The following is a 25,975-nucleotide window of genomic DNA, read 5'->3' as shown; positions in this document are numbered from 1 at the left end:
GCCCAGGGAGGCGCCCCGAAAGGGGCGCGGGACTGTACTCGATTTGCGGCTGCCGCCGCGTGGCGCGACCAGCCACACACAACCCGCACATGCCCACAAGGGAGTCGGCCCATGAGCACCCGCACCCTCATCCGCAACGGCCTGGTCATCACCGCCGCAGACGAGATCCACGCCGACATCCTCATCGAAGACACCCGCATCGCCGCCATCGCGGCAACCGGCACCCCCGCCGCCGAAGCCCTGACGGCGGACAATCTCATCGACGCGACCGGAAAGTACGTCATCCCCGGCGGGGTCGACGGCCACACCCACATGGAGATGCCCTTCGGCGGCACCTACGCCTCCGACACCTTCGAGACCGGTACGCGGGCCGCCGCCTGGGGCGGCACGACCACCATCGTCGACTTCGCCATCCAGAGCGTCGGCGGAACCCTGCGCGACGGCCTGGACGCCTGGCACGCCAAGGCCGAGGGCAACTGCGCGATCGACTACGGCTTCCACATGATCGTCTCGGACGTGAACCCGAAGACGCTCAAGGAGATGGACCTGCTAGTCGAAGAGGGGGTCACGTCGTTCAAGCAGTTCATGGCGTACCCCGGTGTCTTCTACTCCGACGACGGCCAGATCCTGCGGGCCATGCAGCGCGCCGCCGGGAACGGCGGGCTGATCATGATGCACGCCGAGAACGGCATCGCCATCGACGTCCTGGTCGAGCAGGCCCTCGCCCGGGGCGAGACCGACCCGCGCTACCACGGCGAGGTCCGCAAGGCCCTGCTGGAGGCCGAGGCCACCCACCGCGCCATCCGCCTCGCCCAGGTCGCCGGCGCCCCCCTGTACGTCGTCCACGTCTCGGCGACCGAGGCCGTCGCCGAACTCGCCCGCGCCCGCGACCAGGGCCTGAACGTCTTCGGCGAGACCTGCCCCCAGTACCTGTTCCTGTCCACCGACAACCTCGCCGAGCCCGACTTCGAGGGCGCCAAGTACGTGTGCAGCACGCCGCTGCGGCCCAAGGAGCACCAGGCCGCCCTGTGGCAGGGCCTCAGGACCAACGACCTCCAGGTGGTCTCCACCGACCACTGCCCGTTCTGCTTCGTGGGCCAGAAGGAACTGGGCCGCGGCGACTTCTCCAAGATCCCCAACGGGCTGCCCGGCGTCGAGAACCGCATGGACCTGCTCCACCAGGCCGTCGTCGACGGGCACATCTCCCGGCGCCGCTGGATCGAGATCGCCTGCGCCACCCCGGCCCGCATGTTCGGCCTCTACCCGAAGAAGGGCACCATCGCGCCGGGCGCCGACGCCGACGTCGTCATCTACGACCCGCACGCCGAACAGGTGCTCTCCGCCGAGACCCACCACATGAACGTCGACTACTCCGCCTACGAGGGCCGGCGCATCACCGGCCGCGTCGAGACCGTGCTCTCCCGCGGCGAACCCGTCATCACCGAGCGGGAGTTCACCGGACGCGCCGGACACGGCGCGTTCACCCCGCGCTCCACCTGCCAGTACCTCAGCTAGGAGTGCCACCCATGGACTTCGGACTCGTCCTGCAGACCGACCCGCCGGCCTCCCGCGTCGTCAGCCTGATGCAGCGGGCCGAACACAACGGGTTCAGCCACGGCTGGACCTTCGACTCCGCCGTGCTGTGGCAGGAGCCGTTCGTCATCTACAGCCAGATCCTCGCGAACACCACGCGGCTGACCGTCGGCCCGATGGTCACCAACCCCGGCACCCGCACCTGGGAGGTGACCGCCTCCACCTTCGCCACCCTCAACGACATGTTCGGCAACCGCACCGTCTGCGGCATCGGGCGCGGTGACTCCGCGATGCGCGTCGCCGGCCGCAAACCCAACACGCTGGCCCGGATCAGCGAGGCCATGAAGGTCATCCGTGCCCTCGGCCGGGGCGAGGAGGCCGACCTCGGCGGCACGGTGATCAAGTTCCCGTGGGTCGGGCCGGGCGCCGAACTCCCCGTGTGGATGGCCGCGTACGGGCCGAAGGCGCTCAAGATGGCCGGCGAGGAGGCCGACGGGTTCATCCTCCAGCTGTCCGACCTCTACCTCACCGAGTACATGGTGAAGGCGGTCAAGGACGCCGCCGTAGCCGCCGGACGCGACCCCGCCTCCGTCACCATCTGCGTGGCCGCCCCCGCCTACGTCACCGAGGACGACTCGCCCGAGGCACTCGCCCACGCCCGCGAACAGTGCCGCTGGTTCGGCGGCATGGTCGGCAACCACGTCGCCGACCTCGTCGCCAAGTACGGCGAGCACTCCGCGCAGGTCCCCGACGAACTCACCGACTACATCAAGGCCCGCCAGGGCTACGACTACGCGCACCACGGGCGCAGCGGCAACCCGGACACCGCCTTCGTGCCCGACGGAATCGTCGACCGGTTCTGCGTGATCGGACCGGTCGAGAAGCACATCGAGAAGCTGAACGCGCTGCGCGAACTGGGCGTCGACCAGTTCGCCGTGTACGCCATGCACGACGCGCGGGAAGCCGTGATCGACGCGTACGGGACCGAGGTCATCCCGGCCGTCAACTCCAGATAACCGGTCATCCTCCGATTGGGCTGCCCATGACCGACACCGCTCCCCCCGGCATACCGTCCTCCGCCCAGGTCACGCTCGCCGACGGGCGCGTGGAGATCGCCCCCGGCACTCCACCGCCCAGCGGCCCCTACGCCAACGCCGACCTGCTGCCCGTGCCGGTCGCCCGGCGCACCTGGACGACGTACAACTTCTCCGCGCTGTGGGTCGGCATGGCCCACAACACGGCGTCCTGGACGCTGGCCTCCGGTCTGATCGCCGTCGGCATGGACTGGAAGCAGGCGGTGTTCACCATCGCCCTGGCCAACCTGATCGTGCTCGTCCCGATGCTGCTCACCGGGCACGCCGGACCCAAGTACGGCATCCCCTTCCCCGTGTTCGCCCGCGCCTCCTTCGGCGTGCGCGGCGCCAACCTGCCCGCCGTCGTACGGGCGTTGGTGGCGTGCGGCTGGTTCGGCATCCAGACCTGGATCGGCGGCGAGGCCATCTACTTCCTCGCCGGGAAGCTCATCGGCGACAGTTGGGCGAACACGTCCCACATCGGCGGCTATGCCTGGACGATGTGGCTGTCGTTCGCGATCTTCTGGGTGCTCCAGGTCGCCATCATCCACCGCGGCATGGAGACCATCCGCCGCTTCGAGAACTGGGCCGCGCCGTTCGTGATCGTCGGCGCGCTCGTGATGCTGTGGTGGATGAGCAGCAAGGCCGGCGGGGTCGGCCCGCTGTTCGACCAGCCGTCGAAGCTCGGCTGGGGCGGCGACTTCTGGAAGCTGTTCTGGCCCTCCCTCATGGGCATGATCGGCTTCTGGTCCACACTGTCCCTGAACATCCCGGACTTCACCCGCTACGGCAGGAGCCAGAAGGCGCAGACCCGCGGCCAGGCCCTGGGCCTGCCCACCACGATGACCCTGTTCGCCTTCCTGTCCGTGCTGGTGACCTCCGGCTCGCAGGCGGTGTACGGCAAGCCGGTCTGGGACCCGGTCCAGCTCGCCGCCAAGACGGACAACGTGGTCGGACTGCTCTACGCCCTGGTCACCGTGCTGGTGGCGACCCTGTCCGTGAACATCGCGGCCAACCTGGTCTCCCCGGCCTTCGACTTCTCCAACATCGCGCCCCGCCGCGTGAGTTTCCGCACCGGCGCCCTCATCACCGCCGTACTCGCCGTGGTGATCTGCCCCTGGAAGCTGTACTCCGACCCCCAGGGCTACATCTTCACCTGGCTCGGCCTGGTCGGCGGTCTGCTCGGCACCGTCGCCGGCATCCTCATCGCCGATTACTGGTTCCTGCGCCGCACCCGCCTGGTCCTCGCCGATCTGTACCGCCCGGACGGCCGCTACTGGTACAACGCCGGCTGGAACTGGCGCGCGGTCACCGCCTTCCTGGCCGGCGGCATCCTGGCAATCGGCGGCGCCGACTTCAACCCCCTCCTCAACGGCCGCCCCATCCCAGCCCTCTCCCCCCTGGCCGACTACGGCTGGGCAGTGGGCCTGGGCACGTCGCTGGTGGTGTATCTGACCCTGATGACGAGCGCCCCAAAGGGGCGCGGGGAACTGCGCGACCAGCCCCCACCGGCCCGCAGTTGAAGACGCGAGGCCCAGCCCAGCTCACCCCTTAGGCAAAACCCCCACCGCAGCCCGCGCAGCCTTGATAGCCCCCTTGTTGATCACATCAGTACTCGGCGCCTTCTTCGTCTCGAAGTCGCTCCCGTTGTACGTGACGATCACCAGCGCGTTGGAGACGTGCACCAGCACCACCCCCTCACGGGTCTGCTGCTTGTCCTCCGTGGTGAGGTTCACGACGGAGTAGGCGGAGTCGCCGAGCCCCGGCACGGCGCCTCCGCCGCTCTTCTCCTTGACGCGCTCCTCGTACTCCTTCTGCGCCGCCTGGTCCGACTCCGTGATCTCGAAGGAGACGTCCAGCCACCGGTAGTCGTAGCCCTTGAGCGCGTTCCACGAGCACGTGCGGCGCAGCTTGGTGTCGGTCGACGGGATCTCCTTGCCCGCCGTCTTCGCACCCGGCACGAGGGACTTCACGGTCGACGCGGGCACGGCGCCGCAGGGCGCGGGCGAGGTGGTGTACGACTTCGACACCGCCGTGGACGACGGCGCCGAGGAGGAGTGCGTGGGAGACGCCGGGTCGGGCTGGTGATCCGCGGCGGGCGGCGCGGCCGGACCCGACGTCAGCGCCCAGCCGGCGCAGGCGAGCACGGCGACCGGCGTCAGGCGCGCGGTGAGGGCGAGCGGCAGAGGCAGGGGCACGGCACACTTCTCGTGGGGGAGGGGGTACGGAAGGGTCCGCATGGTGGACGGGGACGACAGTCTCACACGACTACCTGTGCGGCGGAAGGGTCAACTCGCTGAGTGTCCGCCCGGTAACTCTGCCCGACCGCAGTCGTGTTGTATGTCCGTTTATGTCGGTGAGCGGTCGGCGAGAACTCAGGCGCGAACTCACGCTCGAACCTCGGAGGCGACAGATGCGGTTCACCACCCGGCCCACCCTCCAGGGCACCTACGGCATGGTGGCCTCCACCCACTGGCTGGCGTCCCAGTCGGCGATGGCGGTCCTGGAGGGCGGCGGCAACGCGTTCGACGCGGCGGTCGCCGGTGCCTTCGTGCTGCACGTCGTGGAACCGCACCTCAACGGGCCCGCCGGTGAGGTGCCGATCCTGCTCGCCCGGGCGGGCGGCGCGGTGCGCGTGCTGTGCGGGCAGGGCGTGGCCCCGGCGGGCGCCACCGTCGCCCACTACCGGGGGCTCGGCCTGGACCTCGTGCCCGGTACGGGCCCGCTGGCCGCGGCCGTGCCGGGCGCCTTCGACGCCTGGCTGCTGCTCCTGCGCGACCACGGCACCAGGTCCCTCGACGACGTCCTGTCCTACGCCATCGGCTACGCCGGGCACGGCCACCCGCCCGTGGAGAAGGTCGGCGAGACGGTCGAGAGCGTGCGGGAGCTGTTCGAGACCGAGTGGACTTCCTCGGCGGCCCTCTACCTGCCCTGCGGCCACGCCCCCCGGCCCGGCCGGCTCCTGCGCAACCCGGCGCTCGCCGCCACCTGGGAACGGCTGCTCGCCGAGACCGAGGGCGCCGGCGGCCGGGAGGCACGCATCGACGCCGCGCGCGAGGTGTGGCGCTCCGGCTTCATCGCCGACGCCCTGCTACGGCAGTCCCGGAGGCCCACCCTGGACACCAGCGGAGCGCGGCACACCGGCACGCTCACCGAGTCCGACCTCGCCGGCTGGTCGGCGGCCTACGAGACGCCGGCGACCTACGACTGGAACGGCTGGACCGTGTGCAAGCCCGGCCCCTGGAGCCAGGGCCCCGCCTTCCTCCAGCAGCTCGCCCTGCTCCCGCCCGAGCTGCCGGCCCACGGCGGCGCCGACTACGTCCACCTGCTGATCGAGGGCTGCAAACTCGCCATGGCCGACCGCGAGGCCTGGTACGGCGACGCCGCCGAGGTGCCCCTCGCCGCACTGCTGTCGGACGAGTACAACGCCGCCAGGCGGTCCCTCGTCGGCGCCGAGGGCTCCTGGGAGCTGCGCCCCGGAAGTCCCGGCGGCCGCGTCCCGCGCATCCCGGCGCACGCGTGCGTGGACGTGGGGGAGCTGTCCGTGTTCAACCCGATGGGCACCGGCGAGCCGACCGTCGCGGACCTGACGGGGGAGGCCCAGGTCGCCGCCGACGGCACCACCCGCGGCGACACCTGCCACCTCGACGTCGTCGACCGCTGGGGCAACATGATCTCCGCCACGCCCAGCGGCGGCTGGCTCCAGTCCAACCCGGTCGTCCCCGAACTCGGCTTCCCGCTCGGCACCCGGCTGCAGATGACCTGGCTGGAGGAGGGCCTGCCGAACTCCCTGACCCCCGGCCGCCGCCCCCGCACCACGCTCAGCCCCTCCCTCGCCCTGCGCGGCGGCACCCCGGTGCTGGCGTTCGGCACGCCCGGCGGCGACCAGCAGGACCAGTGGCAGCCGCACTTCTTCCTCGCCGCTGCCCTGCGTCAACCGGTCCGCGGCGGCCTCGACCTGCAAGGCGCCGTCGACGCGCCCAACTGGCACAACGACAGCTTCCCCAGCTCCTTCTACCCGCGCGGCCGGCGCCCCGGCAGCGTGACCGTGGAGTCCCGCACCGCCCCGGAGGTCGTCGCGGAACTGCGGCGGCGCGGCCACGACGTCACCGTCGGCCCGGCCTGGTCCGAGGGCCGGCTGTGCGCGGTCGCCCGCGACCCGGAGACCGGCGTCCTGTCGGCCGCCGCCAACCCGCGCGGGATGCAGGGCTACGCGGTCGGGCGCTGAGCGGCGCACAGTGTTCGGCGCGAGTCCGCCCGCCGTTCACCCGGCCGGGGGGCGTTGTCAGTGGCGCGTGGTCTCATGGACGCATGATCGACGAAACGGAAACCATCGACGAGTTTCTCGCCCGCCACTCGGCCGACGTGGAGCGGGCGGTCCGCGAGGCCGCCGCGGCCGAGATCCTGCCCCGCTTCCGCCGCCTCGCCGCGCACGAGATCGACCAGAAGAGCGGCCCGCACGACCTGGTGACGGACGCCGACCGCCTCGCCGAGCAGCGGCTCACCGAGGTCCTCGGCGCCCTGCTGCCCGGCTCCGTCGTGGTCGGCGAGGAGGCCGTCCACGCGGACCCCGCCGTCTACGAGGCGATCCAGGGCGACGCACCCGTCTGGATCATCGACCCGGTCGACGGCACCCGCCAGTTCGTCCAGGGCGACGACGGCTTCTGCAGCATGGTCGCGCTCGCGCTCCGGGGCGTCGTCCACGGCGCGTGGATCTACGCCCCCGCCCTGGACCGGTTCGCCACGGCCGTCCGCGGGCAGGGCGCGTTCCTCGACGGCGAGCGCCTGTTCGCCGGCCCGCCCGCCCCCGGCCGGGACCTCGTCGTCGCCACCTCGCACCCCGACTACACCACGGACGCGCAGCGGCACGCCCTGCGCACCCTGTGGAGCGACGGCCTCGCCCCGCGGCACTGCGGCTCCGCCGGGCTGGAGTATCTCGCCGTCGCCCGGGGCGAGTTGGACGCCACCGGTTTCTCCTGGGAGGCCGCCTGGGACCACGCGGCCGGCCTGCTGCTGGTGGAAGAGGCGGGCGGCGCCCACCTCACCCGCGACGGGGAGCCGTTCCGGATCACCGGGGGCAACGCACTGCCGTTCACGGCGGCCCGGGACGCCCCGACCACCCGCCGGGTGGCGGAACTGCTGCGGACGGCGGCCTGACCCACCCGCGACGGGGCCGTGTCAGTCCCGCGGCATATCCTGATCCGATACAGGCCATCGGCTGACGAAGGGGTCCGAAGGTGCCGTCGATGCTCGATGCGTGCGTGGTGGGTGCGGGACCGAACGGACTGACCGCCGCCGTGGAGCTGGCCCGCCGCGGCTTCTCCGTGGCCGTGTTCGAGGCGCGGTCCGCGGTCGGCGGCGGGGCGAGCACCGAGGAGCTGACCCTCCCCGGCTTCCGGCACGACCCGTGCTCGGCCGCCCACCCCCTCGGCATCAACTCGCCCGCGTTCCGCTCCCTGCCGCTTCAGCGGTACGGCCTTGAATGGCTGCACGCCGACCTGCCCATGGCACACCCGTTCCCCGACGGCAGCGCGGCCGTGCTGTCCCGGTCCGTCGCCAAGACCGCGGCCTCCTTCGGCCCGCGCGACGCGGGCGCGTACCGCAGGCTGGTCGAGCCGTTCCTGCCCCGCTGGGACACCCTGGCCCGGGACTTCATGTCCCTGCCGCTGACGGCGCTGCCCCGCGACCCGGTCACCCTTGCCCGGTTCGGCCTGGCCGGGCTGCCGCCCTCCACCTGGCTGCTGAGCCGCTTCCGCGACGAGCCCGTCAAGGCCCTGTTCGCCGGGCTGGTCGCCCACGTCATGGCCCCGCTCGGCGGCTTCGCCACCGGCGCCATCGGCCTGGTCTTCGCGCTCGCCGCGCACGCCCGCGGCTGGCCCGTGGCCCGCGGCGGCTCCCAGTCGATCTCCGACGCCCTCGCCGCCTACCTGAAGGACCTCGGCGGCGCCGTCCACACCGACTACGAGGTCAAGCGCCTGGACGACCTGCCGCCGGCCCGCGCCTACGTCTTCGACACCTCACCCGCCGCCCTCGCCCGCATCGCCGGCTTCGGCGCCTACTACGACGGCTTCCGCTACGGCCCCGGCGTCTTCAAGATCGACTACGCCCTGGACGGGCCGGTCCCGTGGACCGCACCCGAGGCTCGCGTCGCCGGAACCGTGCAGATCGGCGCCAGCAAGGACGAGATCGGCACCGCCCTGCGCGCCGCCTCCCGCGAGGGCCGCGCCCCCGACCGGCCCTTCATGATCACTGTGCAGCCCAGCGTGGCCGACCCCACCCGCGCCCCCGAGGGCAAACACGTCTTCTGGGCGTACGGCCACGTCCCGAACGGCTGGGACGGCGACCTCACCGACGCCATGGAGCGCCAACTGGAGCGCTACGCCCCCGGGTTCCGTGACCGCGTGCTCGCCCGCGCCACCGCGGGTCCCGCCGACCTGGCCGCCCGCAACGCCAACTACGTGGGCGGCGACATCGCCTGCGGCGCCGCCTCCGGACTCCAGCTCCTGCTGCGGCCCAAACTGTCCCTGTTCCCGTACACCACCCCGCACCCGGCCGTGTTCATCTGCTCCTCGGCCACTCCGCCGGGCCCCGGGGTGCACGGCATGTCGGGGCACAACGCGGCCAAGGCCGTCTGGCGCAGACTGAGGCAGACATGACCACCATCACCCTGGTCCAGGGCGACATCACCCGGCAGAGCGCCGACGCGATCGTCAACGCCGCCAACTCCTCCCTGCTGGGCGGTGGCGGCGTCGACGGGGCGATTCACCGGCGGGGCGGGCCCGCGATCCTGGCGGAGTGCCGCAAGCTCCGGGCGTCGCGGTACGGCAGGGGCCTGCCCACCGGCCGGGCGGTCGCCACCACGGCCGGCGAGCTGGACGCCCGCTGGGTGATCCACACCGTCGGCCCGGTCTGGTCCGGCTCCGAGGACCGCTCGGAGCTGCTGGCCTCCTGCTACCGCGCGTCCCTGAAGGCGGCCGACGAACTCGGCGCCCGCACGGTCGCGTTCCCCGCCATCTCCACCGGCGTCTACCGCTGGCCGATCGACGACGGCGCCCGCATCGCGGTCGAGACGATCCGGGCCGCGGACACCGCCGTCGAGGAGGTCACCTTCGTCCTGTTCGACCAGCAGGCGTACGAGGCGTTCGACCGGGCCCTGCGCTGAGCGCCGGGTGCACCGGCGCCCCGGCACGCCCGCGCGAGCGGTAGACGACGTACGGGCGTGCCGCGTACCCGAGCGGCGCGGCGAACGCGTGCACCAGCCGACCGAACGGCCACAGGGCGAACAGGGTCAGCGCCAGCAGGGCGTGCACCTGGTAGACGAGCGGGGCGTGCGCCATGGCGCCCACGTCCGGGTCGAGGGTGAACAGGCTGCGGAACCAGACGGCGACCCCGAGCCGGTAGTCGTAGGGGTTGGTCACGGAGGACACCGTGGCGGTCAGGCCGGCCAGCAGCACCAGGGCGAGGAGCGGCAGGGTCACCCGGTCGCTGCGGCTGGTCGCCCCGCGCACCGCGGGCACCCGCACCCTGCGGTACAGCAGCACGCCGAGGCCGACGACGGCCGCGACGCCCGCCGTGCCGCCCATGGCCAGCGCGACCGCGTGGTACTGCTCCTCGCTGATCCGGAACCACCGCGTCAGCGACTCGGGCACCAGCAGCCCCATCACATGGCCGCCGATCACGAGGAACAGGGCGTAGTGGAACAGCGGGCCGCCGACGCGCAGCAGCCGGGACTCGTGCAGCTGGCTGGAGCGGGTGGTGAAGCCGAACCGGTCGTAGCGGTAGCGCCAGGCCGTGCCGGCCACCAGGACGACGAGCGCGAGATAGGGCAGGACGCCCCACAGCGCGATATGCAGATGCTTCATCAGCGGCGGACTCCTTCGTCGCCCGCGGCGTGCGGCACCGGGTACGGCACGGGGGCGGAACGGTCGTACAGGGCAAGGGGATCGGGCAGGTCCCGTGCGGTTGGGGGCGCGTCCGCGGCGGGCAGCGTGGCCCGGACGGCGCGGAGCACCTCGGCGTACGGGCTGCCGTGGGCGACGAGCCCGCGGGCCAGCAGTCCCAGGGCGGCCCGGTGCTCGTACAGGACGGCCCGGCCCTCCTCGGGGTGGCGGGCGGCGAACTCCAGGACGGCGGGCAGGAAGTCGGGCAGCTCGCCCCCGGCCGGTTCCCAGCCGTGCCGCCGGTAACGGGACTTGAGCGCGGCGAGGGAGGCGCCCCGGCGGCGGGTGTCGCCGTCGGTGTAGTGGGTGAGGTGGAGGGTGCGGCGGCGGGTGCGGTCGAACGTGGTGACGTAGCGGGCCGCGAGGTCGAGCGGGGCGACGGCCTCGGTGGCCCGGCAGAACGCCAGCAGGGGCTCCGTCTCCGGGCCCGGCAGCGTCCCGAGGGCCGCGGCCACCCGGTCGCGCCGCTCCGGCCAGCCCTCGCCGGGGTAGTCGAGGAGCAGGGAGGCGGCCTGGTGCACCGCCCGGTGCCGGTGGTTCACCGTGCGTCGCCCGTCCCCTCTGGGAAGAGCCCGCTGGGACGGCCGCGGCCGTTCCAGTTGAGCAGGTTGACCCGGCCGCGCAGCGACCGGCCGTCCGGTGCGGCCGACGCGACGGCGACGGGCGGGGCGTGGAAGCCCTCGACGCCGTCCACACCGCCGGCGCCGTACATGCCGGGCCCGCCGTCGTGGTCGAGACTGCAGCCCGCGTCCGCGCCCGGTGTCCCGCCCGCGCCAGCCACATAGGTGGTCGGGACGACGTACCGCTCCTCGTACTTGGCGAGCGCCAGCAGCCGGTACATCGCCTCCAGGTCGCTCTCGTCCAGGCCGACACCCCGGGCGATCGCGGGGTCGCGTTCCTCACCGAGGTTGACGCGCCGCATGTGGGCGCGCATCGCGGCCAGCCGGCACAGGGCTGCCTCCACCGGGGCGGTGTCCCCGGCCGTGAACAGCCCCGCCAGGTACTCCAGCGGGATGCGCAGCGCGTCGATCGCGCCGAACAGCGGGGCGGGGTGCTCCCCGTCGTGGCCGCTGCCGGTGAGCGCGTCGACGACGGGGGAGAGCGGCGGGACGTACCAGACCATGGGCATCGTCCGGTACTCCGGGTGCAGCGGCAGCGCGACCCGGTATCTCGTGATCAGGTCCCGGACGGGGGAGCGGCGGGCCGCCGTGATCCAGTCGTGCGGGATGCCCGACTCCTCGGCCGCCCGCACCACCTCGGGGTCGTGGGGATCGAGGAAGCACTCCAACTGGGCCTGGTAGAGCCGCTGTTCGTCCGGTACGGAGGCGGCCTCGCCCACCTTGTCGGCGTCGTACAGCATCACGCCCAGGTAGCGCAGCCGGCCCACGCAGGTCTCCGAGCACACGGTGGGCTCGCCCGCCTCGATGCGCGGGTAGCAGAAGGTGCACTTCTCGGCCTTGCCGGTGGCGTGGTTGAAGTAGACCTTCTTGTACGGGCAGCCGCTCACGCACATCCGCCAGCCCCGGCAGCGGTCCTGGTCGACCAGGACGATGCCGTCCTCGACCCGCTTGTAGAGGGCCCCGGAGGGGCACACGGCCACGCAGGACGGGTTGAGGCAGTGTTCGCAGATCCGGGGCAGGTGGAACATGAACGCCTGCTCGTAGTCCAGTTGGACCCGTTCGCTCATCTTCTTCAGCACCGGGTCGGCCGAGAGGTGCTCCGGGCCGCCGCCGAGGTCGTCGTCCCAGTTGGGGCCCCAGGTGATGTCGGTGGGGCGGCCGTCGACGAGGGAGCGGGGCCGGGCGGTGGGCAGGTCGTCGCCGAGCGGGGCCGAGATCAGGGTGTCGTAGTCGTACGTCCACGGCTCGTAGTAGTCGGCCAGGGATGGCAGTTCGGGGTTGGCGAAGAGGCGGGCCAGGCGCCGGGCCCGGCCGCCGGAGCGCGGCACCAGGCCGCCCCGGGTGCCCAGGCGCCAGCCGCCCCGCCACTTCTCCTGGTCCTCGTGACCGCGCGGATAGCCCTGCCCGGGGCGGGTCTCGACGTTGTTGAACCAGGCGTATTCGGTGCCCTTGCGATTGGTCCACGTCTGTTTGCAGGTGACCGAACAGGTGTGGCAGCCGATGCACTTGTCGAGGTTCATCACCATGGCGATCTGACTCATGACGCGCATCAGTACTGCACCTCCTGGGCGCGCCGGCGGATCACGGTGCGGGCGTCGCGCTGGTTGCCGGTGGGGCCGTAGTAGTTGGGGGCGAACGACAACTGGCCGTAGCCGCCGATGAGATGGGTGGGTTTGATCAGGACGCGGGTGAGTGCGTTGTGCACGCCGCCGCGCCGGCCGGTGGCCTCGCTGCGCGGGACGTTCACCAGGCGTTCCTGCACGTGGTACATGAACACCGTGCCGGCCGGCATGCGGTGGGAGACGATCGCGCGGGCGACGACGACTCCGTTGGGATTGACCGCCTCCACCCAGTCGTTGTCGGCGGCTTCGATCGCCGCCGCGTCCTCCACGCTCATCCAGATGACCGGGCCGCCGCGGGCCAGGGTCTGCATGAGCAGGTTCTCCTGGTACTCGGAGTGGATCGACCACTTGGAGTGCGGGGTGAGGTAGCGGACGCTCACCTCGCGCTCGCCCGCGACGGAGTCGGCGGCGAGGTCCAGCGGCGGCCGGTAGACGGGCAGTTGCTCGCCGGCCTCGGCCATCCAGTCGTGGTCCAGGTAGAAGTGCTGACGTCCCGTCAGGGTGTGCCAGGGCTTGCGGTGTTCGGTGTTGACGGTGAACGGCGAGTAGCGCCGGTCGGGGGCCTCCTTTCCGGACCACTCGTAGCTGGTGCCGACCTGGACGGGCCGGTCCTGGGTGTCGGAGAAGACGACCCGCCGCTCGTGCACCGCCTCGGCGAGGGAGGCGAAGCCGCTGCCGGGCCCGCAGCGGTCCGCGAGCTGTCCGAACCCCTCCGCCGCCAGGCGCCCGTTGGTCGTGCCGGACAGGGCGAGGATCGCCTCGCACAGCTTGACGTCGGTGTCCAGCAGGGGACGCCCGTGCGCGGGTCCGGAGCGGGCGGTGCCGCACCGGGACGCGAGCCAGCGGGCCTCGGGCAGCGGCCGTACGGTGACGCCCTTCACGGTCAGGCCGTGCTCCTCGCACAGCGGCCCGAAGGAGGCGAGCTTGTCGGCGACGGCCGTGTAGTCCCGTTCGACGAGGGTGAAGTGGGGCAGGTTGCCGCCCGGCCGGGGGGTCCAGCCGTCGCGCCAGTCCCGCACCCGGCCGCCGGGCTCCGCCGTCTCGCCGGGGGTGTCGTGCTGCTGGGGCGTGGCCACCAGGTCGTACGCCGTGTCCAGCCGGCCGGCGGCGAGTTCGCTGAACTTCGCGGCCAGGGCGTTAAAGATCTCGAAGTCGGTCCGGGTCTGCCAGGGCGGGCTGATCGCGGGGGAGAAGGCGTGCACGAAGGGGTGCATGTCGGTGCTGGACAGGTCGTGCTTCTCGTACCAGGTCGCGGCCGGCAGGACGAGGTCGGCCATGAGGGTGGTCGACGTCATCCGGAAGTCCAGCGCGAGCAGCAGGTCGAGCTTGCCGCGCGGCGCCTCCTCGTGCCACGTCAGATCGCGCGGCCGGGCGCCGGGCGGGGCCTGGTCGGCGTGCGCGTTGTCGCTCGCGCCGAGCAGATGGCGCAGGAAGAACTCGTTGCCCTTCGCGGAGGAACCGATCAGGTTGGCCCGCCACACGGTGAGCACGCGCGGCCAGTTGGCGGGATCGTCCGGGTCCTCACAGGCGAACGACAGCCGTCCGCCGTCGAGTTCGGCGGCGACCCACTCGTCCGGCTCGTGCCCGCTGCGGTGCACCTCCCGGCCGAGGTCGAGCGGGTTCGCGGAGAACGTCGGCGCGGACGGCATCCAGCCCAGCCGCATCGACTGGGCGACCAGGTCGGCGGTGTGCCGCCCCTCGAACAGGCCCTGCCCGGTGGGCGCGGCCAGCGCGTCGGCACTGTGGGCGTCGTAGCGCCACTGGTCGGTGTGCAGGTACCAGTACGGCGTGCCCGCCATCTGCCGCGAGGGGCGCACCCAGTCCGCGGCCGACTGCAACTGCTGCCAGCCGGCGTAGGGGCGGACCTTCTCCTGGCCGACGTAGTGCGCCCAGCCGCCGCCGTTGACGCCCTGGCAGCCGGTGAGCAGCAGCAGGGTGAGGAACGAGCGGTAGATGGTGTCGGAGTGGAACCAGTGGTTGGTGCCGGCCCCCATCACGATCATGCACCGGCCGCGGGTCTTCTCCGCCGTGTCCGCCAGCTCGCGCGCGAGCCGCACCACCGCGCCGGCCGGCACGGAGGTGATCGCCTCCTGCCAGGCGGGCGTGTTCGGCTGCGTGGCGTCGTCGTAGCCGGCGGCCCAGTCGCCGGGCAGCCCCTCCCGGCCGACGCCGTACTGCGCGAGCAGCAGGTCGAACACGGTGGTCACCCGGCGGCCGCCGACCTCACGCACGGGCACCCCGCGCACGCTCGGCGGTTCGCCGTCGAAGCGCGGCAGCAGCACCCGTACGGCGTCCCCGCCCGGTCGGTGCAGCGTCAGTTCGGGCTCGATGTCGCCGAGATCGAGGTTCCAGCGGCCCTCGCCGCCCTTGGACCAGCGGTCCCCGAGCGTGCCGTTCGGGACGACCGGCCGCCCGGACGCGGTGTCGAGGAGCACCGGCTTCCACGCGGCCGCCTCCTCGTCGTCCTCGGCGAGGCCGAGCGCGGCGGCGGTGACGAACTTGCCGGGCACGAACGCCCCGTCCCGCTCGTCGAGTTCGACCAGGAACGGCAGGTCGGTGAAGCGCCGGACGTAGTCGGTGAAGTACGGCACCTTCCGCGTCACGAAGAACTCGGTGAGGATCACGTGCCCCATGGCCATCGCCAGCGCGCCGTCGGTGCCGGGGTGCGGGTGCAGCCACTCGTCGGCGAACTTGGTGGCGTCGGAGTAGTCGGGGGAGACCACGACGACCTTCTGGCCCCGGTAGCGGGCCTCGGTCATCCAGTGCGCGTCCGGGGTCCGAGTGACCGGCACGTTGGAGCCCCACAGCATCAGGTAGGCGGCGTCCCACCAGTCCCCGGACTCCGGTACGTCCGTCTGGTCGCCGAAGACCTGCGGGGAGGCGATCGGCAGGTCGGCGTACCAGTCGTAGAACGACACCATCGGCGCGCCGATCAGCGACATGAAGCGGGCGCCGACCGCGTGCGAGGCCATCGACATCGCCGGGATCGGCGAGAAGCCGGCCACCCGGTCCGGGCCGTGCTCCGCGATGGTGTGCACATGGGCGGCGGCCGCGATCTCCAGGGCCTCCTCCCAGCCGACCCGCACCAGCCCGCCCTTGCCCCGCGCCGACTGGTAGCGCCGCCGCTTGACCGGGTCGCCGGTGATCTCGGCCCAGGCCGCCACCGGATCGCCCAGCCGCGCCCGCGCCTCCCGGTACAGCTCCAGCAGCACCCCCCGCACATGGGGGTGGCGGACCCGGGTGGGCGAGTAGGTGTACCAGGAGAAGGACGCCCCGCGCGGGCAGCCGCGCGGCTCGTACTCGGGCCGGTCGGGGCCGGTCGACGGATAGTCCGTCTCCTGGGTCTCCCAGGTGATCAGGCCGTCCTTGACGTAGACCTTCCACGAGCACGAGCCGGTGCAGTTCACCCCGTGCGTGGAGCGCACCACCTTGTCGTGTGCCCAACGCTCCCGGTACGGCGCGTCGTTGACGGCCTGGTCGGTGCGGAAGACCGCTCTGAGGTCGGGGGTCGTCTCCGTCCGCCGCAGTATGCTCCCGGCCCGCAGCAGCTGATCGGCGGCCAGGGCCGCCACTCGTTCCGCTTCCCGCCGGGCACCGCGCCGTCCCACCGTGTCACTTCCCTCCGCAGTCGGATGTTCGTCCCACCAGCTTGGCGGGTGACTGCGGAGAGGAGTCGCGTGACTACGCAATGTTGATGTTGCCTAGGGGAGACCTTTTATTGGCCTTTGCAATAGTTGTGCACGCCATGCAGTGTGTGTGGTGTGCACCGAGTCCGTCAGCCGCCGGCCGGTCCCCCCGCGACGACGACCGTGGCCGCGCGCTTCCGGCGCAGCGAGAGCACGCGCTCGACGTGGTGCTCCTCGTGCACGTCGATGCGCCGGGCGGTCAGCAGGTGACGCAGGCTGATGATGCCCTCGACCTGCGGCTGCTCCTCGCGCGTGACGACGAGCAGCCGGGTCACCTCGTGCTCGGCCATGCGGTTGGCGAGCAGTCGCAGCGTCTCGTCCGGGTAGGCGGTGACCGCCGGTGCGGCCAGCTCGCCGAGCGGGGTGGTGTCCGCCGGGTCGCCGTGGATGAGCGTGCCGCGGGTGACGACACCGACCAGGGAGCCGTCCGTGCCGAGCACCGGGTACAGCCGCTGGGCGAGGAGTTCCTCGGGGTCCCCGGCGTCGTGCGCGGCCCGCAGCAGCGCGGTGATCTCGCCGCCGGTGCGGTCGCTGCGGAAGGTGACGCCGGCCGGGGTCTCCAGCTGGCGCACGAGGTGCAGTTCGAGCGGGTCGACGGAGTACTCACGGGTCAGGTGCAGACCGCGGCGGGCGATCTTCTCGGTGAGGACCGACCGCTTGAGCAGCACCACGGAGAGCAGGTACGCGGCCGACGCGGTGATCACCATCGGGATCAGCGCGTTCATCTCGTGGGTGAGTTCCAGGCAGAAGACGATGCCGGTCAGCGGGGAGCGCATCACACCGCCGAGCACGCCGGCCAGCGAGACCAGCGCCCAGAAGCCGGGGCTGACGTGCGGGAACACCAGGGACTCGGCCGCACCGAGGGCGCCGCCGACCATGAACATCGGCGCCAGGACGCCGCCGGAGGTGCCCGAGCCCAGCGACAGGCCCCAGATGAGGGTCTTGACGACCAGGATGCCGACGATCAGTCCGACCGTGGCGTGGCCGGTCAGCAACTGGTCGATGACGTCGTAGCCGACACCGAGCGCGCGCGGCTCGAACAGACCGCCGACGCCGATGATCAGGCCGCCGATCGCGGGCCACCACATCCAGTGGATCCGCAGCTTGGCGAAGGTGTCCTCGGAGAAGTAGACGAGGGCGGTGGCGCCGAGCGCGAGCAGTCCGGCCACGGCACCGGAGACCAGGCACAGGCCGTAGGCCGGGAGGTCGATGTGGGAGGGCACGTGGGCGCCGCCGAAGAGCGGCTTGGTGCCCAGCAGCGGTCCGCGGACCAGGGTCGCGGTGACCGCGGCGACGGCGACCGGCAGGTACGAACGGGGCCGCCACTCGAACAGCAGCAGCTCCACGGCCAGCAGGATGGAGGCCAGCGGCGCGTTGAACGTCGCCGCCATGCCGGCCGCGGAACCCGCCACCAGCAGGGCCTTGCGCTCGTCGGTGGTGACCCGCAGGAACTGCGCCAGCAGGGAGCCGATCGCCCCGCCCGTCATGATGATCGGGCCCTCGGCGCCGAACGGCCCGCCGGTGCCGATGGATATGGCGGCCGAGGCCGGCTTGAGCGCGGCGACCCGCGGCTGCACCCGGCTGCCGCCCACGAGGATCGACTCGATCGCCTCGGGCATGCCGTGACCGCGGATCTTCTCCGAGCCGTACCGGGCCATGAGGCCGATGATCAGACCGCCCGCCACCGGCATGATCAGCAGCAGCCAGCGGTGCGTGGTGTCGGCCGGGGTGGCGGTGCCGAAGGCCAGGCGGCCCAGGAAGGAGAGGTTGGTGATCAGCGCGATCAGCTTCAGCAGACCGGCGGCCACGAGGGCGGCGACGGCGCCGACGGGCACGGCCAGCGCCGAGATCAGCAGGACGCGCGGCTCGACGTGGAAGTCGCCGAGATGCGGGCTCTTGAGCTCGGACAGATGAGCGCCGGCCCGGCGGGCCGGAGCATCCGGTGCGGCTGGTGCGGGCGGTGTCTCCGGCTGGGACGGCGCGTCCGACTGGGACGGCGGCGCGGCGGTGGACGAGGACATGAGGGCTCCGTCAGGGAAGATGGCGGCAGGAATCGGCACAGCCGTGTGCACTCCCGGCAGCGAGCGGTGCGGCCGGGCACGGCGGTGGTCACGGGCGGCGCTGCCCGTGGAGGAGGACTTCGGACGAGGGTGACGCCGGGGCGCGGCGCCCCGGGGCATGGCTGACGGACGCGCTTCGTCGCGCGTCCGTCACAGGTGGACGACGGCGCGAGCCGTCGTCCGACGCGGGTCGATGGCGACCGGAGCCGTCACCGGGGTGCGGGGCGGACGGAGTTGACCCGCCCCGGGCGCAGGATGCGGATCCTGCGCCCCTGACACACCCGGCAGGTGTTGTCCGTCAACGGGGACGGCACTCTCAGGCCGTCCCGCGTGAAGTACTCGGCACGCAGACGCCCGTGGGCGTCCCGGATGTGCCGGATGTCATATGCCCCCTCCCACGCGTGCCCGCAGCGCAGACAGACGAAGGAATAGGCTTCTCGTATCGGCTCGGTTTTCATCGTCATCACCCTCGGTACCGGAGCCGTCGCGCCCGCACGGCCCGGTATGGAGAACAGCATATCATTGCAGACTGCAATGGTCGCCTCGGGTGACAGACGGGTTCCAACTGGTAGACGGACAACGGCGGATCGAGGAGTTCATGGCCCAGCAGGACGGCCGCAGGCAGCACACCGAGACCCGGCCCGACGCCGAGGTCGGAGCCGGGGCCGATCCCGATACCGCAGCCCGGCCGGGTGCCGAGGCCGACGCCGCAGCCCGGCCCGGGGCCGACGCCGACGAGAGGCTGGACCGTGAGGCGGAGGAGGTCACCCTCGCGGTGATGGCCGCCTCCCGGCTGATCGTCGCGCTCTCCGCGCGCGCCCTCGGCTCCGTCGACGTCCCGCTGACCCTGCCCCAGCTGCGCTCCCTGGTGGCCCTGCGCACCTGCGGCCCGATCAAGCTGGCCGCCATGGCCGCCACGCTCGGCGTCAGCCCGTCCACGGCGCTGCGCATGGTCGAGCGCCTGGAGTCCTTCGGCCTCACCGATCGGCGGGTCAACCCGGACAACCGGCGCGAGGTCGTGCTCCGGCTGACCCCCGCGGGGGAGGACCTCGTCGACCGGGTCCTGCGCCACCGCCGCGCCGGCATCCGCACCCTGGTCACCCACCTGCCCGCCCGGGAACGCGCCGGCCTCGTCCCCGCCCTGAAGGCCCTGACCTCCGTCGCCGGTGTCCTCGACCCCCACCTGGCGCCGTCGGCCGACGTGGACCGCCTGGCCGGCGTCCTGGACGATCCGCTGAACCCGGCGCCGTAGGTTCCCCGGGGCCGCTCCCGGGGCGCAGGTAGATGTCGGATTCCCGCCAGCCTCCGGTGGCGCCGGTGGCCGATCCTGGACGCATGCAGACAGGGATGCACCTCGACCGGGAACGCTGCGTGCGCGCTGTGCGCTCCAAGGACGCGCGGTTCGACGGCTGGTTCTTCACGGCCGTCCTCACCACCCGTATCTACTGCCGGCCCAGCTGCCCGGTCGTGCCGCCCAAGCCCGAGAACATGACCTTCCACCCGAGCGCCGCCGCCTGCCAGCAGGCCGGCTTCCGGGCCTGCAAGCGCTGCCGCCCCGACACCAGCCCCGGCTCCCCGGAATGGAACCAGCGGGCCGACCTCGTCGCCCGCGCCATGCGGCTCGTCGCCGACGGCGTCGTCGACCGCGAGGGCGTCCCCGGACTCGCCGCCCGCCTCGGCTACAGCACCCGGCAGATCGAACGGCAGCTCCTCGCCGAACTCGGCGCCGGCCCCCTCGCCCTCGCCCGCGCCCAGCGCGCCCAGACCGCGCGGCTGCTCATCGAGACGACCCCGCTGCCCATGGCGCAGATCGCCTTCGCGGCCGGTTTCTCCTCCATCCGCACCTTCAACGACACCGTCCGCGAGGTCTTCGCCCTCTCCCCGAGCGACCTGCGCGCCCGCCTGCCGAAGAACCGGGCGGCGGCCGCGACCGGCACCACCGGCACCCCCGGAACCCTCGCCCTGCGGCTGCCGTTCCGCGCGCCGCTCAACCCCGACAACCTCTTCGGCCACCTCGCCGCCACCGCCGTACCCGGCGTGGAGGAGTGGCGCGACGGCGCCTACCGGCGCACCCTGCGGCTGCCCTACGGCCACGGGATCGCCGCGCTCAGCCCCCGCCCCGACCACATCGCCTGCCGCCTCACCCTCAGCGACCCGCGCGACCTGACCGTCGCCATCAGCCGCTGCCGGCGCCTGCTCGACCTGGACGCCGACCCCGTCGCCGTCGACGACCTGCTGCGCACCGACCCGCTCCTCGCCCCGCTCGTCGACAAGGCCCCCGGCCGCCGGGTGCCGCGCACCGTCGACGAGGCCGAGTTCGCCGTCCGCGCCGTCCTCGGGCAGCAGGTCTCCACGGCCGCCGCCCGCACCCACGCGGCCCGCCTGGTCACCGCGTACGGCACACCGATCGACGACCCCGAGGGCGGACTCACCCACCTCTTCCCGTCCGCCGGGCAACTGGCCGACGTGGACCCGGCGACCCTCGCCATGCCCCGCACCCGGCGCACCACCTTCACCACCCTCGTGGGCCGGCTCGCCGACGGCACCCTGCACCTGGGCGTCGAGTCCGACTGGGCCGAAACCCGCGCCCGGCTGCTCGACCTGCCCGGGTTCGGGCCCTGGACCACCGACGTCGTCGCCATGCGCGCCCTCGGCGACCCCGACGCCTTCCTCCCTACCGACCTCGGCATCCGCCGCGCGGCCGGCGAACTGGGCCTGCCCTCCACCCCGGCCGCGCTCACCGCCCGCGCCGAGAGCTGGCGCCCCTGGCGGGCCTACGCCGTCCAGTACCTGTGGGCGACCGACAGCCACCCGATCAACTTCCTCCCCGTATAAGGACTAAGGACGTTCCCGGCATGACAGCGAAAAGCCACACCGTGATCGACAGCCCCTACGGCCCGCTCACCCTCGTCGCCGACGACGAAGGCGCCCTGTGCGGCCTCTACATGGTCGAGCAACGCCACCGGCCCGACGAGGAGACCTTCGGCCGGCGCGACGACACCGCCCGCGCCTTCGCCGAGGCGGAGGAGCAACTCACCGCCTACTTCGCGGGCGAGACCAAGGAGTTCACCGTACGGCTCCGGCTGCACGGCACACCCTTCCAGCGCACCGTCTGGGAGCAGCTGACGAAGATCCCCTACGGCGAGACCCGCACCTACGGCCAACTCGCCGACGCCCTCGGCAACCCCAAGGCCTGCCGCGCGGTCGGCCTCGCCAACGGCCGCAACCCCGTCGGCATCATCGTCCCCTGCCACCGCGTGATCGGCGCCGACGGCAGCCTCACCGGCTACGGCGGCGGCCTGGACCGCAAGCAGCGCCTGCTGGCGTTCGAACGCGGTACAACGCTGTTCTAGACCCTCAGCCGCTGTGCTCCGCGGCCAGGTCGCGCAGCAGCCGGGGCAGGGCGGTGCCGATGGGTTCCCGTACGACGTCCTGCGCGAGGTCGTCGTACGGGGTCGGCTCGGCGTTCACCACGACGAGCCGGGCGCCGTGGTCGGCGGCGACCTGGGCCAGCCCGGCCGCCGGCTGCACCTGGAGGCTGCTGCCGACGGCGAGGAACATTGTGCACGCCTTGCTGATCGCCACCGCCTCGCCGATGACCAGCGGATCCAGCCGCTCGCCGAACATCACGGTCGCCGACTTCAGGATCCCGCCGCACTCCAGGCACGGCGGATCGTCCTCACCGGCCTCGACCCGGGCGAGCGCGTCCTCCATCGGCCCGCGCGCATGACACGCGGTGCACACCACGCTCCGCACGCTGCCGTGCAGCTCCAGCACCTTGCGGGCGGGCATCCCGGCCACCTGGTGCAGCCCGTCCACGTTCTGCGTGAGCACCCGCACGGGTACGCCGGACCGCTCCAGCTCGGCGACGGCGCGGTGCGCGGCGTTCGGCTCGGCCGCGAGGGCGCGGTTCTTCCGCCGCATCTGCCAGGACCGCCGGCGGATCTCCGGATCGCCCATGTAGTACTCGTACGTCACGAGCTTCTCGGCCTCCGGATCGCGCCGCCACAACCCGTTCGGCCCGCGGTAGTCGGGGATGCCGGAGTCGGTGGAGATACCCGCGCCGCTGAGCAGCGCGACGAGAGGCTTGGCCATGCACCGAGCGTAGGCCGGGCCGTCCGGGCGGGGCGAACGGATATCGGCGGGGGAGCGGGGCGGCCGGGTGTCACCGGACCCGGCGGGCGGGCCAAGGGACCGGTCAGGCCACGCGGTGGCCGTTCTCCAGCTCGGCCGTGGCCGACGCGCCGTCGGCCAGGACGTCCAGCGCGGCCAGGATCCGGCGGCCCAGCGCGTCCGGGCACAGGTCGCCGACGCCGGAGCGCGGGACGAGCCGCCAGGACAGCAGTTCCTCCTCCTGCAGCCGGATCGCCTTGAGGTCCGACTCGGCCAGCACCCCGCCGTCGTACAGGTACGCCACCAGCGGCGGCCGGTCCGCGCCGTGCACCCAGTCCACCGCCAGCAGCCGGCCCGGCTCCCGGTCCAGGCCGATCTCCTCCAGCGTCTCCCGGCGCGCCCCCGCGCGGGGCGTCTCGCCGTCGTCCGACTCGATCGTGCCGCCCGGCAGCGCCCACCCCTCGCGGTAGTTGGGCTCGACGAGCAGCACGTGCCCCTCGGCGTCCCGGAACAGCACGCCGGCGCCGGCCAGGACCCGGGGGAGGCTCGCGATGTACGCGGCGAAGTCGTTGGTGGTGGTCATGGGGGCAGCGTAGCGAGGCAGGGCGGGGCTACGGGGCGGCCGTGGCCAGGCGCAGGGTGCGTTCGGCCAGCGCACTGATCCGTACGCCGTCGAAACCGAACACCGCGCTCCGTACCGTGTCCCGCAGCGGCTCCGTCCACTGGGCCGGGATCCCCGCCGCGCCGGTGAACACCCCGGCCACCGAACCGGCCGTCGCCCCGTTGGAGTCGGTGTCCAGGCCGCCGCGCACCGTCAGCGCGAGCGTCCGGGTGAAGTCGCCGTCGCCGTACAGCAGCCCGGCGGTCAGGACGGCCGCGTTGGGCACCGTGTGGATCCAGCCCAGGCCGGCCGTCTCCGCCGACAGCGTCGCCAGGCACTCCTCCCAGGACAGCCCGGCCTCGTGCAGCGACACCACCCGGCGCACGGTCCGGGCGAGCCGGCTGCTCGCCGGGATCACCGTCAGCGCCGTCTCCAGCGCGTCCCGCAGGGCCGGCGCGGTGAAGGCCGCCGCGATCAGCGCGGCCGCGAACATCGCGCCGTACACCCCGTTGCCCGTGTGCGACAGCACCGCGTCCCGGCGCGCCAGGGACGCGGCGCGGCGGGGTGCGCCCGGACTGGTCCAGCCGTGGACGTCGGCGCGGATCAGGGCGCCGATCCACTCCTGGTACGGGTTGTCGTACGTCGCCGTCAGCGGCGGCTTCAGCCCGTTCGCGAGGTTGCGGTACGCCGCCCGCTCCGCGGTGAACGTCTGCAGGTACGGCAGTCTCATGAGCCACAGGTCGCCGACCTGCTCGGTGCTGAAGCCGAAGCCGTGCGTCTCCAGCAGGTGCAGGCCGAGGATCGCGTAGTCGACGTCGTCGTCCCGGCAGCTGCCGTCGATCCGGCCGCGGACGCAACCGCGCCACTCCGGGCGCAGCGAGGCGAGGTCGGCCGGGTCGGCGGGCTCGGGGAGGTAGTCGGTGAGGGGGAGCGCGCCGGCCCGCCGCAGATAGCGGTCGATGCGCTCGCGGGTCCACACCTCGCCCTGCTCGACCGGCTTGCCGAGCATGTTCCCGGCGATCCGGCCGAGCCAGCCGCCGAGGACGCGGTCGGCGAGGCCGGGCCCGGTGGCGAGGGGCGCCGCGGTTGCCTGGGTCGTCATGGCAGGGGTGTACCCGTTTTGCCCCGGTGGCTCGCGTGCGGTGCCCAGGGATCGGGCGGGGCATGACGGCGGGGGTGTCCTCCGGTTATGGTCGCAGCGGCGCGACTGGCCCTGACGTGCGTCGGGGCCCGGAGAGCAAGGGGTAAGCAAGGTGGCGGACGCTGCAGTGAACGAGACCCGTCGGGTGCTCATCGCCGCGGACAAGTTCAAGGGCTCGCTGACGGCCGTGCAGGTCGCCGAGCGGGTGACGGCCGGGCTGCGCCGGGTCGTGCCCGGTCTCGACGTCGAGGCGCTGCCCGTGGCCGACGGCGGCGACGGCACCGTGGACGCGGCGGTCGCGGCCGGGTTCGAGCGCCGGGAGGTACGGGTCACCGGGCCCCTCGGCGACGAGGTGACGGCGGCGTTCGCGCTGCGCGGCGACACGGCGGTCGTGGAGATGGCCGAGGCGAGCGGGCTGCAGCGGCTGCCCGCCGGCGTCTTCGCGCCGCTGACCGCGTCGACGTACGGCTCCGGCGAGGTGCTGCGGGCCGCGCTGGACGCGGGTGCGCGGACCATCGTGTTCGGTGTTGGCGGCAGCGCGACGACCGACGGCGGTGCCGGGATGCTGTCCGCGCTGGGCGCACGCCTCCTGGACGCGGACGGTGAGCCGGTGCCGCCGGGCGGCGGCGGTCTCGCGGCCCTGGCGCGCACCGACCTGTCCGGTCTCGACCCGCGCCTGTCGTCCGTGGAGCTGGTGCTCGCGAGCGACGTCGACAATCCGCTGACCGGGCCGAAGGGCGCGCCGGCGGTGTACGGTCCGCAGAAGGGGGCTTCGCCGGAGGACGTGGCGACGCTGGACGCGGCGCTGGCCCACTTCGCGACGGTCCTGGAGACCGAGGTGGGGCCGCATGCCGCCGAGTACGCGGCGGCGCCGGGTGCGGGTGCCGCGGGCGGCATCGGGTACGGGGCGCTGCTGCTGGGTGCGCGGTTCCGGGCCGGGATCGAGGTCATGCTGGACGTGCTGGGGTTCGCGCCGGCGCTGGCGCGGGCGTCGCTGGTGATCACCGGCGAGGGGTCGCTGGACGAGCAGACCCTGCACGGGAAGGCCCCCGCCGGGGTCGCCGCGGCGGCCCGCTCCGCGGGGAAGCCCGTGGTGGCGGTGTGCGGGCGGCTGGCGCTGGAGCCTGCGGCGCTGGAGCGGGCGGGGATCTCGCGGGCGTATCCGCTGACGTCGGTGGAGCCGGATGTCGCGCGGTGCATCGCGGATGCCGGGCCGATCCTGGAGCGCGTCGCTGCGAGCATCGCCGAAACCCACCTGACCTGAGCGCCCGGGGCTCCGCCCTGCCCCGGCCCTCGCCCACCCCCCCCACCCGACTCGGTGGGCCGAGCAGACACCCCCTGGGGGCTCCGCCCCCTGCCCCCGGGGCCTTGCCCACCCGCTGCCCGGCTCGGTAGGCCGAGTGGGCACTGCCTGGGGGCTGCGCCCCCTGCCCCCCGGGCCTTGCCCACCCGCCGCCCGGCTCGGTAGGCCGAGTGGGCACCGCCTGGCTCGGTGGGTTTTGGAGGTGTTGCTCCTGGGCTGGTGCATGGGGGTGGGTGGATGCCCGTGTTGGGTGCCTTGTGGCCGAGCGAGTCGGGTGGGTGGG

At 73.1% G+C, this 25,975-nt stretch carries 20 protein-coding genes; 11 read left to right on the top strand and 9 right to left on the bottom strand.

The features are described 5' to 3' along the window. The first annotated feature begins 111 nt into the window (after positions 1-111). The 3 genes from hydA to DBP14_RS04585 are packed head-to-tail and all read left to right on the top strand — an operon-like array spanning position 112 to position 4,129. Positions 112-1,515, top strand: coding sequence for a dihydropyrimidinase (gene hydA, locus DBP14_RS04595; RefSeq protein WP_129305766.1), 1,404 nt, complete (start codon positions 112-114; stop codon positions 1,513-1,515). A gap of 11 nt (positions 1,516-1,526) precedes the next feature. Then, positions 1,527-2,549, top strand: coding sequence for a TIGR03842 family LLM class F420-dependent oxidoreductase (locus DBP14_RS04590; RefSeq protein ID WP_129305765.1), 1,023 nt, complete (start codon positions 1,527-1,529; stop codon positions 2,547-2,549). Between the two features lie 26 nt (positions 2,550-2,575). Continuing rightward, positions 2,576-4,129: an NCS1 family nucleobase:cation symporter-1 gene (locus DBP14_RS04585; protein ID WP_129305764.1), complete on the top strand. Its 1,554-nt coding sequence runs from the start codon at positions 2,576-2,578 to the stop codon at positions 4,127-4,129. A gap of 21 nt (positions 4,130-4,150) precedes the next feature. Here DBP14_RS04585 and DBP14_RS04580 read toward each other — a convergent pair whose 3' ends face one another. Next, positions 4,151-4,846: a DUF3558 domain-containing protein gene (locus DBP14_RS04580; protein ID WP_129305763.1), complete on the bottom strand. Its 696-nt coding sequence runs from the start codon at positions 4,844-4,846 to the stop codon at positions 4,151-4,153. A gap of 173 nt (positions 4,847-5,019) precedes the next feature. On the opposite strand from DBP14_RS04580, the gene DBP14_RS04575 reads away from it, so the two are divergent. The 4 genes from DBP14_RS04575 (at position 5,020) to DBP14_RS04560 (ending at position 9,768) form a co-directional block, all read left to right on the top strand. Then, complete coding sequence (locus DBP14_RS04575; protein ID WP_129305762.1) at positions 5,020-6,834, top strand: gamma-glutamyltransferase; 1,815 nt, start codon at positions 5,020-5,022, stop codon at positions 6,832-6,834. 83 nt (positions 6,835-6,917) lie between these two features. Then, on the top strand, positions 6,918-7,763 hold the full coding sequence (locus tag DBP14_RS04570; protein WP_129305761.1) for an inositol monophosphatase family protein: 846 nt from the start codon (positions 6,918-6,920) through the stop codon (positions 7,761-7,763). An 89-nt stretch (positions 7,764-7,852) separates the two neighbouring features. Next, positions 7,853-9,262 carry an NAD(P)/FAD-dependent oxidoreductase gene (locus tag DBP14_RS04565; RefSeq protein WP_164992249.1) on the top strand — a complete coding sequence of 470 codons (1,410 nt, stop codon included), beginning with the start codon at positions 7,853-7,855 and terminating at the stop codon, positions 9,260-9,262. Continuing rightward, a complete protein-coding gene (locus tag DBP14_RS04560) occupies positions 9,259-9,768 on the top strand; it encodes an O-acetyl-ADP-ribose deacetylase (RefSeq protein ID WP_129305759.1) in 510 nt (169 codons plus the stop codon). The genes DBP14_RS04565 and DBP14_RS04560 overlap by 4 nt, the downstream gene beginning before the upstream one ends. On the opposite strand, the gene narI is transcribed toward DBP14_RS04560, so the two are convergent. The 5 genes from narI to DBP14_RS04535 form a co-directional block, all read right to left on the bottom strand. Next, complete coding sequence (gene narI / locus DBP14_RS04555) at positions 9,710-10,468, bottom strand: respiratory nitrate reductase subunit gamma (RefSeq protein ID WP_129305758.1); 759 nt, start codon at positions 10,466-10,468, stop codon at positions 9,710-9,712. The two genes, DBP14_RS04560 and narI, sit on opposite strands and share 59 nt — an antisense overlap. Beyond that, positions 10,468-11,088 carry a nitrate reductase molybdenum cofactor assembly chaperone gene (gene narJ / locus DBP14_RS04550; protein WP_129305757.1) on the bottom strand — a complete coding sequence of 207 codons (621 nt, stop codon included), beginning with the start codon at positions 11,086-11,088 and terminating at the stop codon, positions 10,468-10,470. Before narJ ends, narI begins: the two co-directional genes overlap by 1 nt. Continuing rightward, positions 11,085-12,716 carry a nitrate reductase subunit beta gene (gene narH / locus DBP14_RS04545; RefSeq protein ID WP_164992248.1) on the bottom strand — a complete coding sequence of 544 codons (1,632 nt, stop codon included), beginning with the start codon at positions 12,714-12,716 and terminating at the stop codon, positions 11,085-11,087. The genes narJ and narH overlap by 4 nt, the downstream gene beginning before the upstream one ends. After that, positions 12,716-16,396, bottom strand: a complete 3,681-nt coding sequence (locus tag DBP14_RS04540; protein ID WP_241740798.1) for a nitrate reductase subunit alpha — start codon at positions 16,394-16,396, stop codon at positions 12,716-12,718. Before DBP14_RS04540 ends, narH begins: the two co-directional genes overlap by 1 nt. 167 nt (positions 16,397-16,563) lie before the next feature. Beyond that, positions 16,564-18,495 (bottom strand): chloride channel protein, encoded by a 1,932-nt coding sequence (locus tag DBP14_RS04535; protein WP_129305756.1) that lies wholly within the window; start codon positions 18,493-18,495, stop codon positions 16,564-16,566. A gap of 817 nt (positions 18,496-19,312) precedes the next feature. On the opposite strand from DBP14_RS04535, the gene DBP14_RS04525 reads away from it, so the two are divergent. The 3 genes from DBP14_RS04525 (at position 19,313) to DBP14_RS04515 (ending at position 21,887) form a co-directional block, all read left to right on the top strand. Beyond that, positions 19,313-19,786: a MarR family transcriptional regulator gene (locus DBP14_RS04525; RefSeq protein WP_241741171.1), complete on the top strand. Its 474-nt coding sequence runs from the start codon at positions 19,313-19,315 to the stop codon at positions 19,784-19,786. 83 nt (positions 19,787-19,869) lie between these two features. Beyond that, positions 19,870-21,369 (top strand): AlkA N-terminal domain-containing protein, encoded by a 1,500-nt coding sequence (locus tag DBP14_RS04520; RefSeq protein WP_277752688.1) that lies wholly within the window; start codon positions 19,870-19,872, stop codon positions 21,367-21,369. 20 nt (positions 21,370-21,389) lie between these two features. Then, positions 21,390-21,887, top strand: coding sequence for a methylated-DNA--[protein]-cysteine S-methyltransferase (locus DBP14_RS04515; RefSeq protein ID WP_129305753.1), 498 nt, complete (start codon positions 21,390-21,392; stop codon positions 21,885-21,887). 4 nt (positions 21,888-21,891) lie between these two features. Here the strand turns inward: DBP14_RS04515 and DBP14_RS04510 are convergent, their stop codons facing one another. The 3 genes from DBP14_RS04510 to DBP14_RS04500 all read right to left on the bottom strand — a co-directional run bounded on the left by DBP14_RS04510 (position 21,892) and on the right by DBP14_RS04500 (position 24,350). Next, the gene (locus DBP14_RS04510) at positions 21,892-22,629 is read right to left on the bottom strand and encodes a Sir2 family NAD-dependent protein deacetylase (protein ID WP_129305752.1); all 738 of its coding nucleotides are present in this window, start codon (positions 22,627-22,629) and stop codon (positions 21,892-21,894) included. 103 nt (positions 22,630-22,732) lie between these two features. After that, positions 22,733-23,230, bottom strand: a complete 498-nt coding sequence (locus DBP14_RS04505; protein ID WP_129305751.1) for an NUDIX hydrolase — start codon at positions 23,228-23,230, stop codon at positions 22,733-22,735. 28 nt (positions 23,231-23,258) lie between these two features. Next, positions 23,259-24,350 carry an ADP-ribosylglycohydrolase family protein gene (locus tag DBP14_RS04500; RefSeq protein ID WP_129305750.1) on the bottom strand — a complete coding sequence of 364 codons (1,092 nt, stop codon included), beginning with the start codon at positions 24,348-24,350 and terminating at the stop codon, positions 23,259-23,261. Positions 24,351-24,516: 166 nt separating this feature from the next. Between DBP14_RS04500 and DBP14_RS04495 the strand changes: the two genes are divergently transcribed. After that, positions 24,517-25,653 (top strand): glycerate kinase, encoded by a 1,137-nt coding sequence (locus DBP14_RS04495; protein WP_129305749.1) that lies wholly within the window; start codon positions 24,517-24,519, stop codon positions 25,651-25,653. Positions 25,654-25,975: the final 322 nt, after the last annotated feature.

Source organism: Streptomyces sp. L2 (genome assembly GCF_004124325.1).
GTDB lineage: Bacteria > Actinomycetota > Actinomycetes > Streptomycetales > Streptomycetaceae > Streptomyces.
This window is presented reverse-complemented; position numbering and strand designations above follow the sequence as displayed.

Bases quoted from the DNA above. Each gene is read 5' to 3' on its own strand.
- DBP14_RS04510 (WP_129305752.1), bottom strand. From the start codon at position 22,629: ATGGCCAAGCCTCTCGTCGCGCTGCTCAGCGGCGCGGGTATCTCCACC.
- narI (WP_129305758.1), bottom strand. From the start codon at position 10,468: ATGAAGCATCTGCATATCGCGCTGTGGGGCGTCCTGCCCTATCTCGCG.
- DBP14_RS04585 (WP_129305764.1), top strand. From the start codon at position 2,576: ATGACCGACACCGCTCCCCCCGGCATACCGTCCTCCGCCCAGGTCACG.
- DBP14_RS04580 (WP_129305763.1), bottom strand. From the start codon at position 4,846: ATGCGGACCCTTCCGTACCCCCTCCCCCACGAGAAGTGTGCCGTGCCC.
- DBP14_RS04515 (WP_129305753.1), top strand. From the start codon at position 21,390: ATGACAGCGAAAAGCCACACCGTGATCGACAGCCCCTACGGCCCGCTC.
- DBP14_RS04565 (WP_164992249.1), top strand. From the start codon at position 7,853: ATGCTCGATGCGTGCGTGGTGGGTGCGGGACCGAACGGACTGACCGCC.
- DBP14_RS04590 (WP_129305765.1), top strand. From the start codon at position 1,527: ATGGACTTCGGACTCGTCCTGCAGACCGACCCGCCGGCCTCCCGCGTC.
- DBP14_RS04520 (WP_277752688.1), top strand. From the start codon at position 19,870: ATGCAGACAGGGATGCACCTCGACCGGGAACGCTGCGTGCGCGCTGTG.
- DBP14_RS04535 (WP_129305756.1), bottom strand. From the start codon at position 18,495: ATGTCCTCGTCCACCGCCGCGCCGCCGTCCCAGTCGGACGCGCCGTCC.
- DBP14_RS04525 (WP_241741171.1), top strand. From the start codon at position 19,313: ATGGCCGCCTCCCGGCTGATCGTCGCGCTCTCCGCGCGCGCCCTCGGC.
- hydA (WP_129305766.1), top strand. From the start codon at position 112: ATGAGCACCCGCACCCTCATCCGCAACGGCCTGGTCATCACCGCCGCA.
- DBP14_RS04500 (WP_129305750.1), bottom strand. From the start codon at position 24,350: ATGACGACCCAGGCAACCGCGGCGCCCCTCGCCACCGGGCCCGGCCTC.
- DBP14_RS04505 (WP_129305751.1), bottom strand. From the start codon at position 23,230: ATGACCACCACCAACGACTTCGCCGCGTACATCGCGAGCCTCCCCCGG.
- DBP14_RS04575 (WP_129305762.1), top strand. From the start codon at position 5,020: ATGCGGTTCACCACCCGGCCCACCCTCCAGGGCACCTACGGCATGGTG.
- DBP14_RS04570 (WP_129305761.1), top strand. From the start codon at position 6,918: ATGATCGACGAAACGGAAACCATCGACGAGTTTCTCGCCCGCCACTCG.
- narH (WP_164992248.1), bottom strand. From the start codon at position 12,716: ATGCGCGTCATGAGTCAGATCGCCATGGTGATGAACCTCGACAAGTGC.
- DBP14_RS04560 (WP_129305759.1), top strand. From the start codon at position 9,259: ATGACCACCATCACCCTGGTCCAGGGCGACATCACCCGGCAGAGCGCC.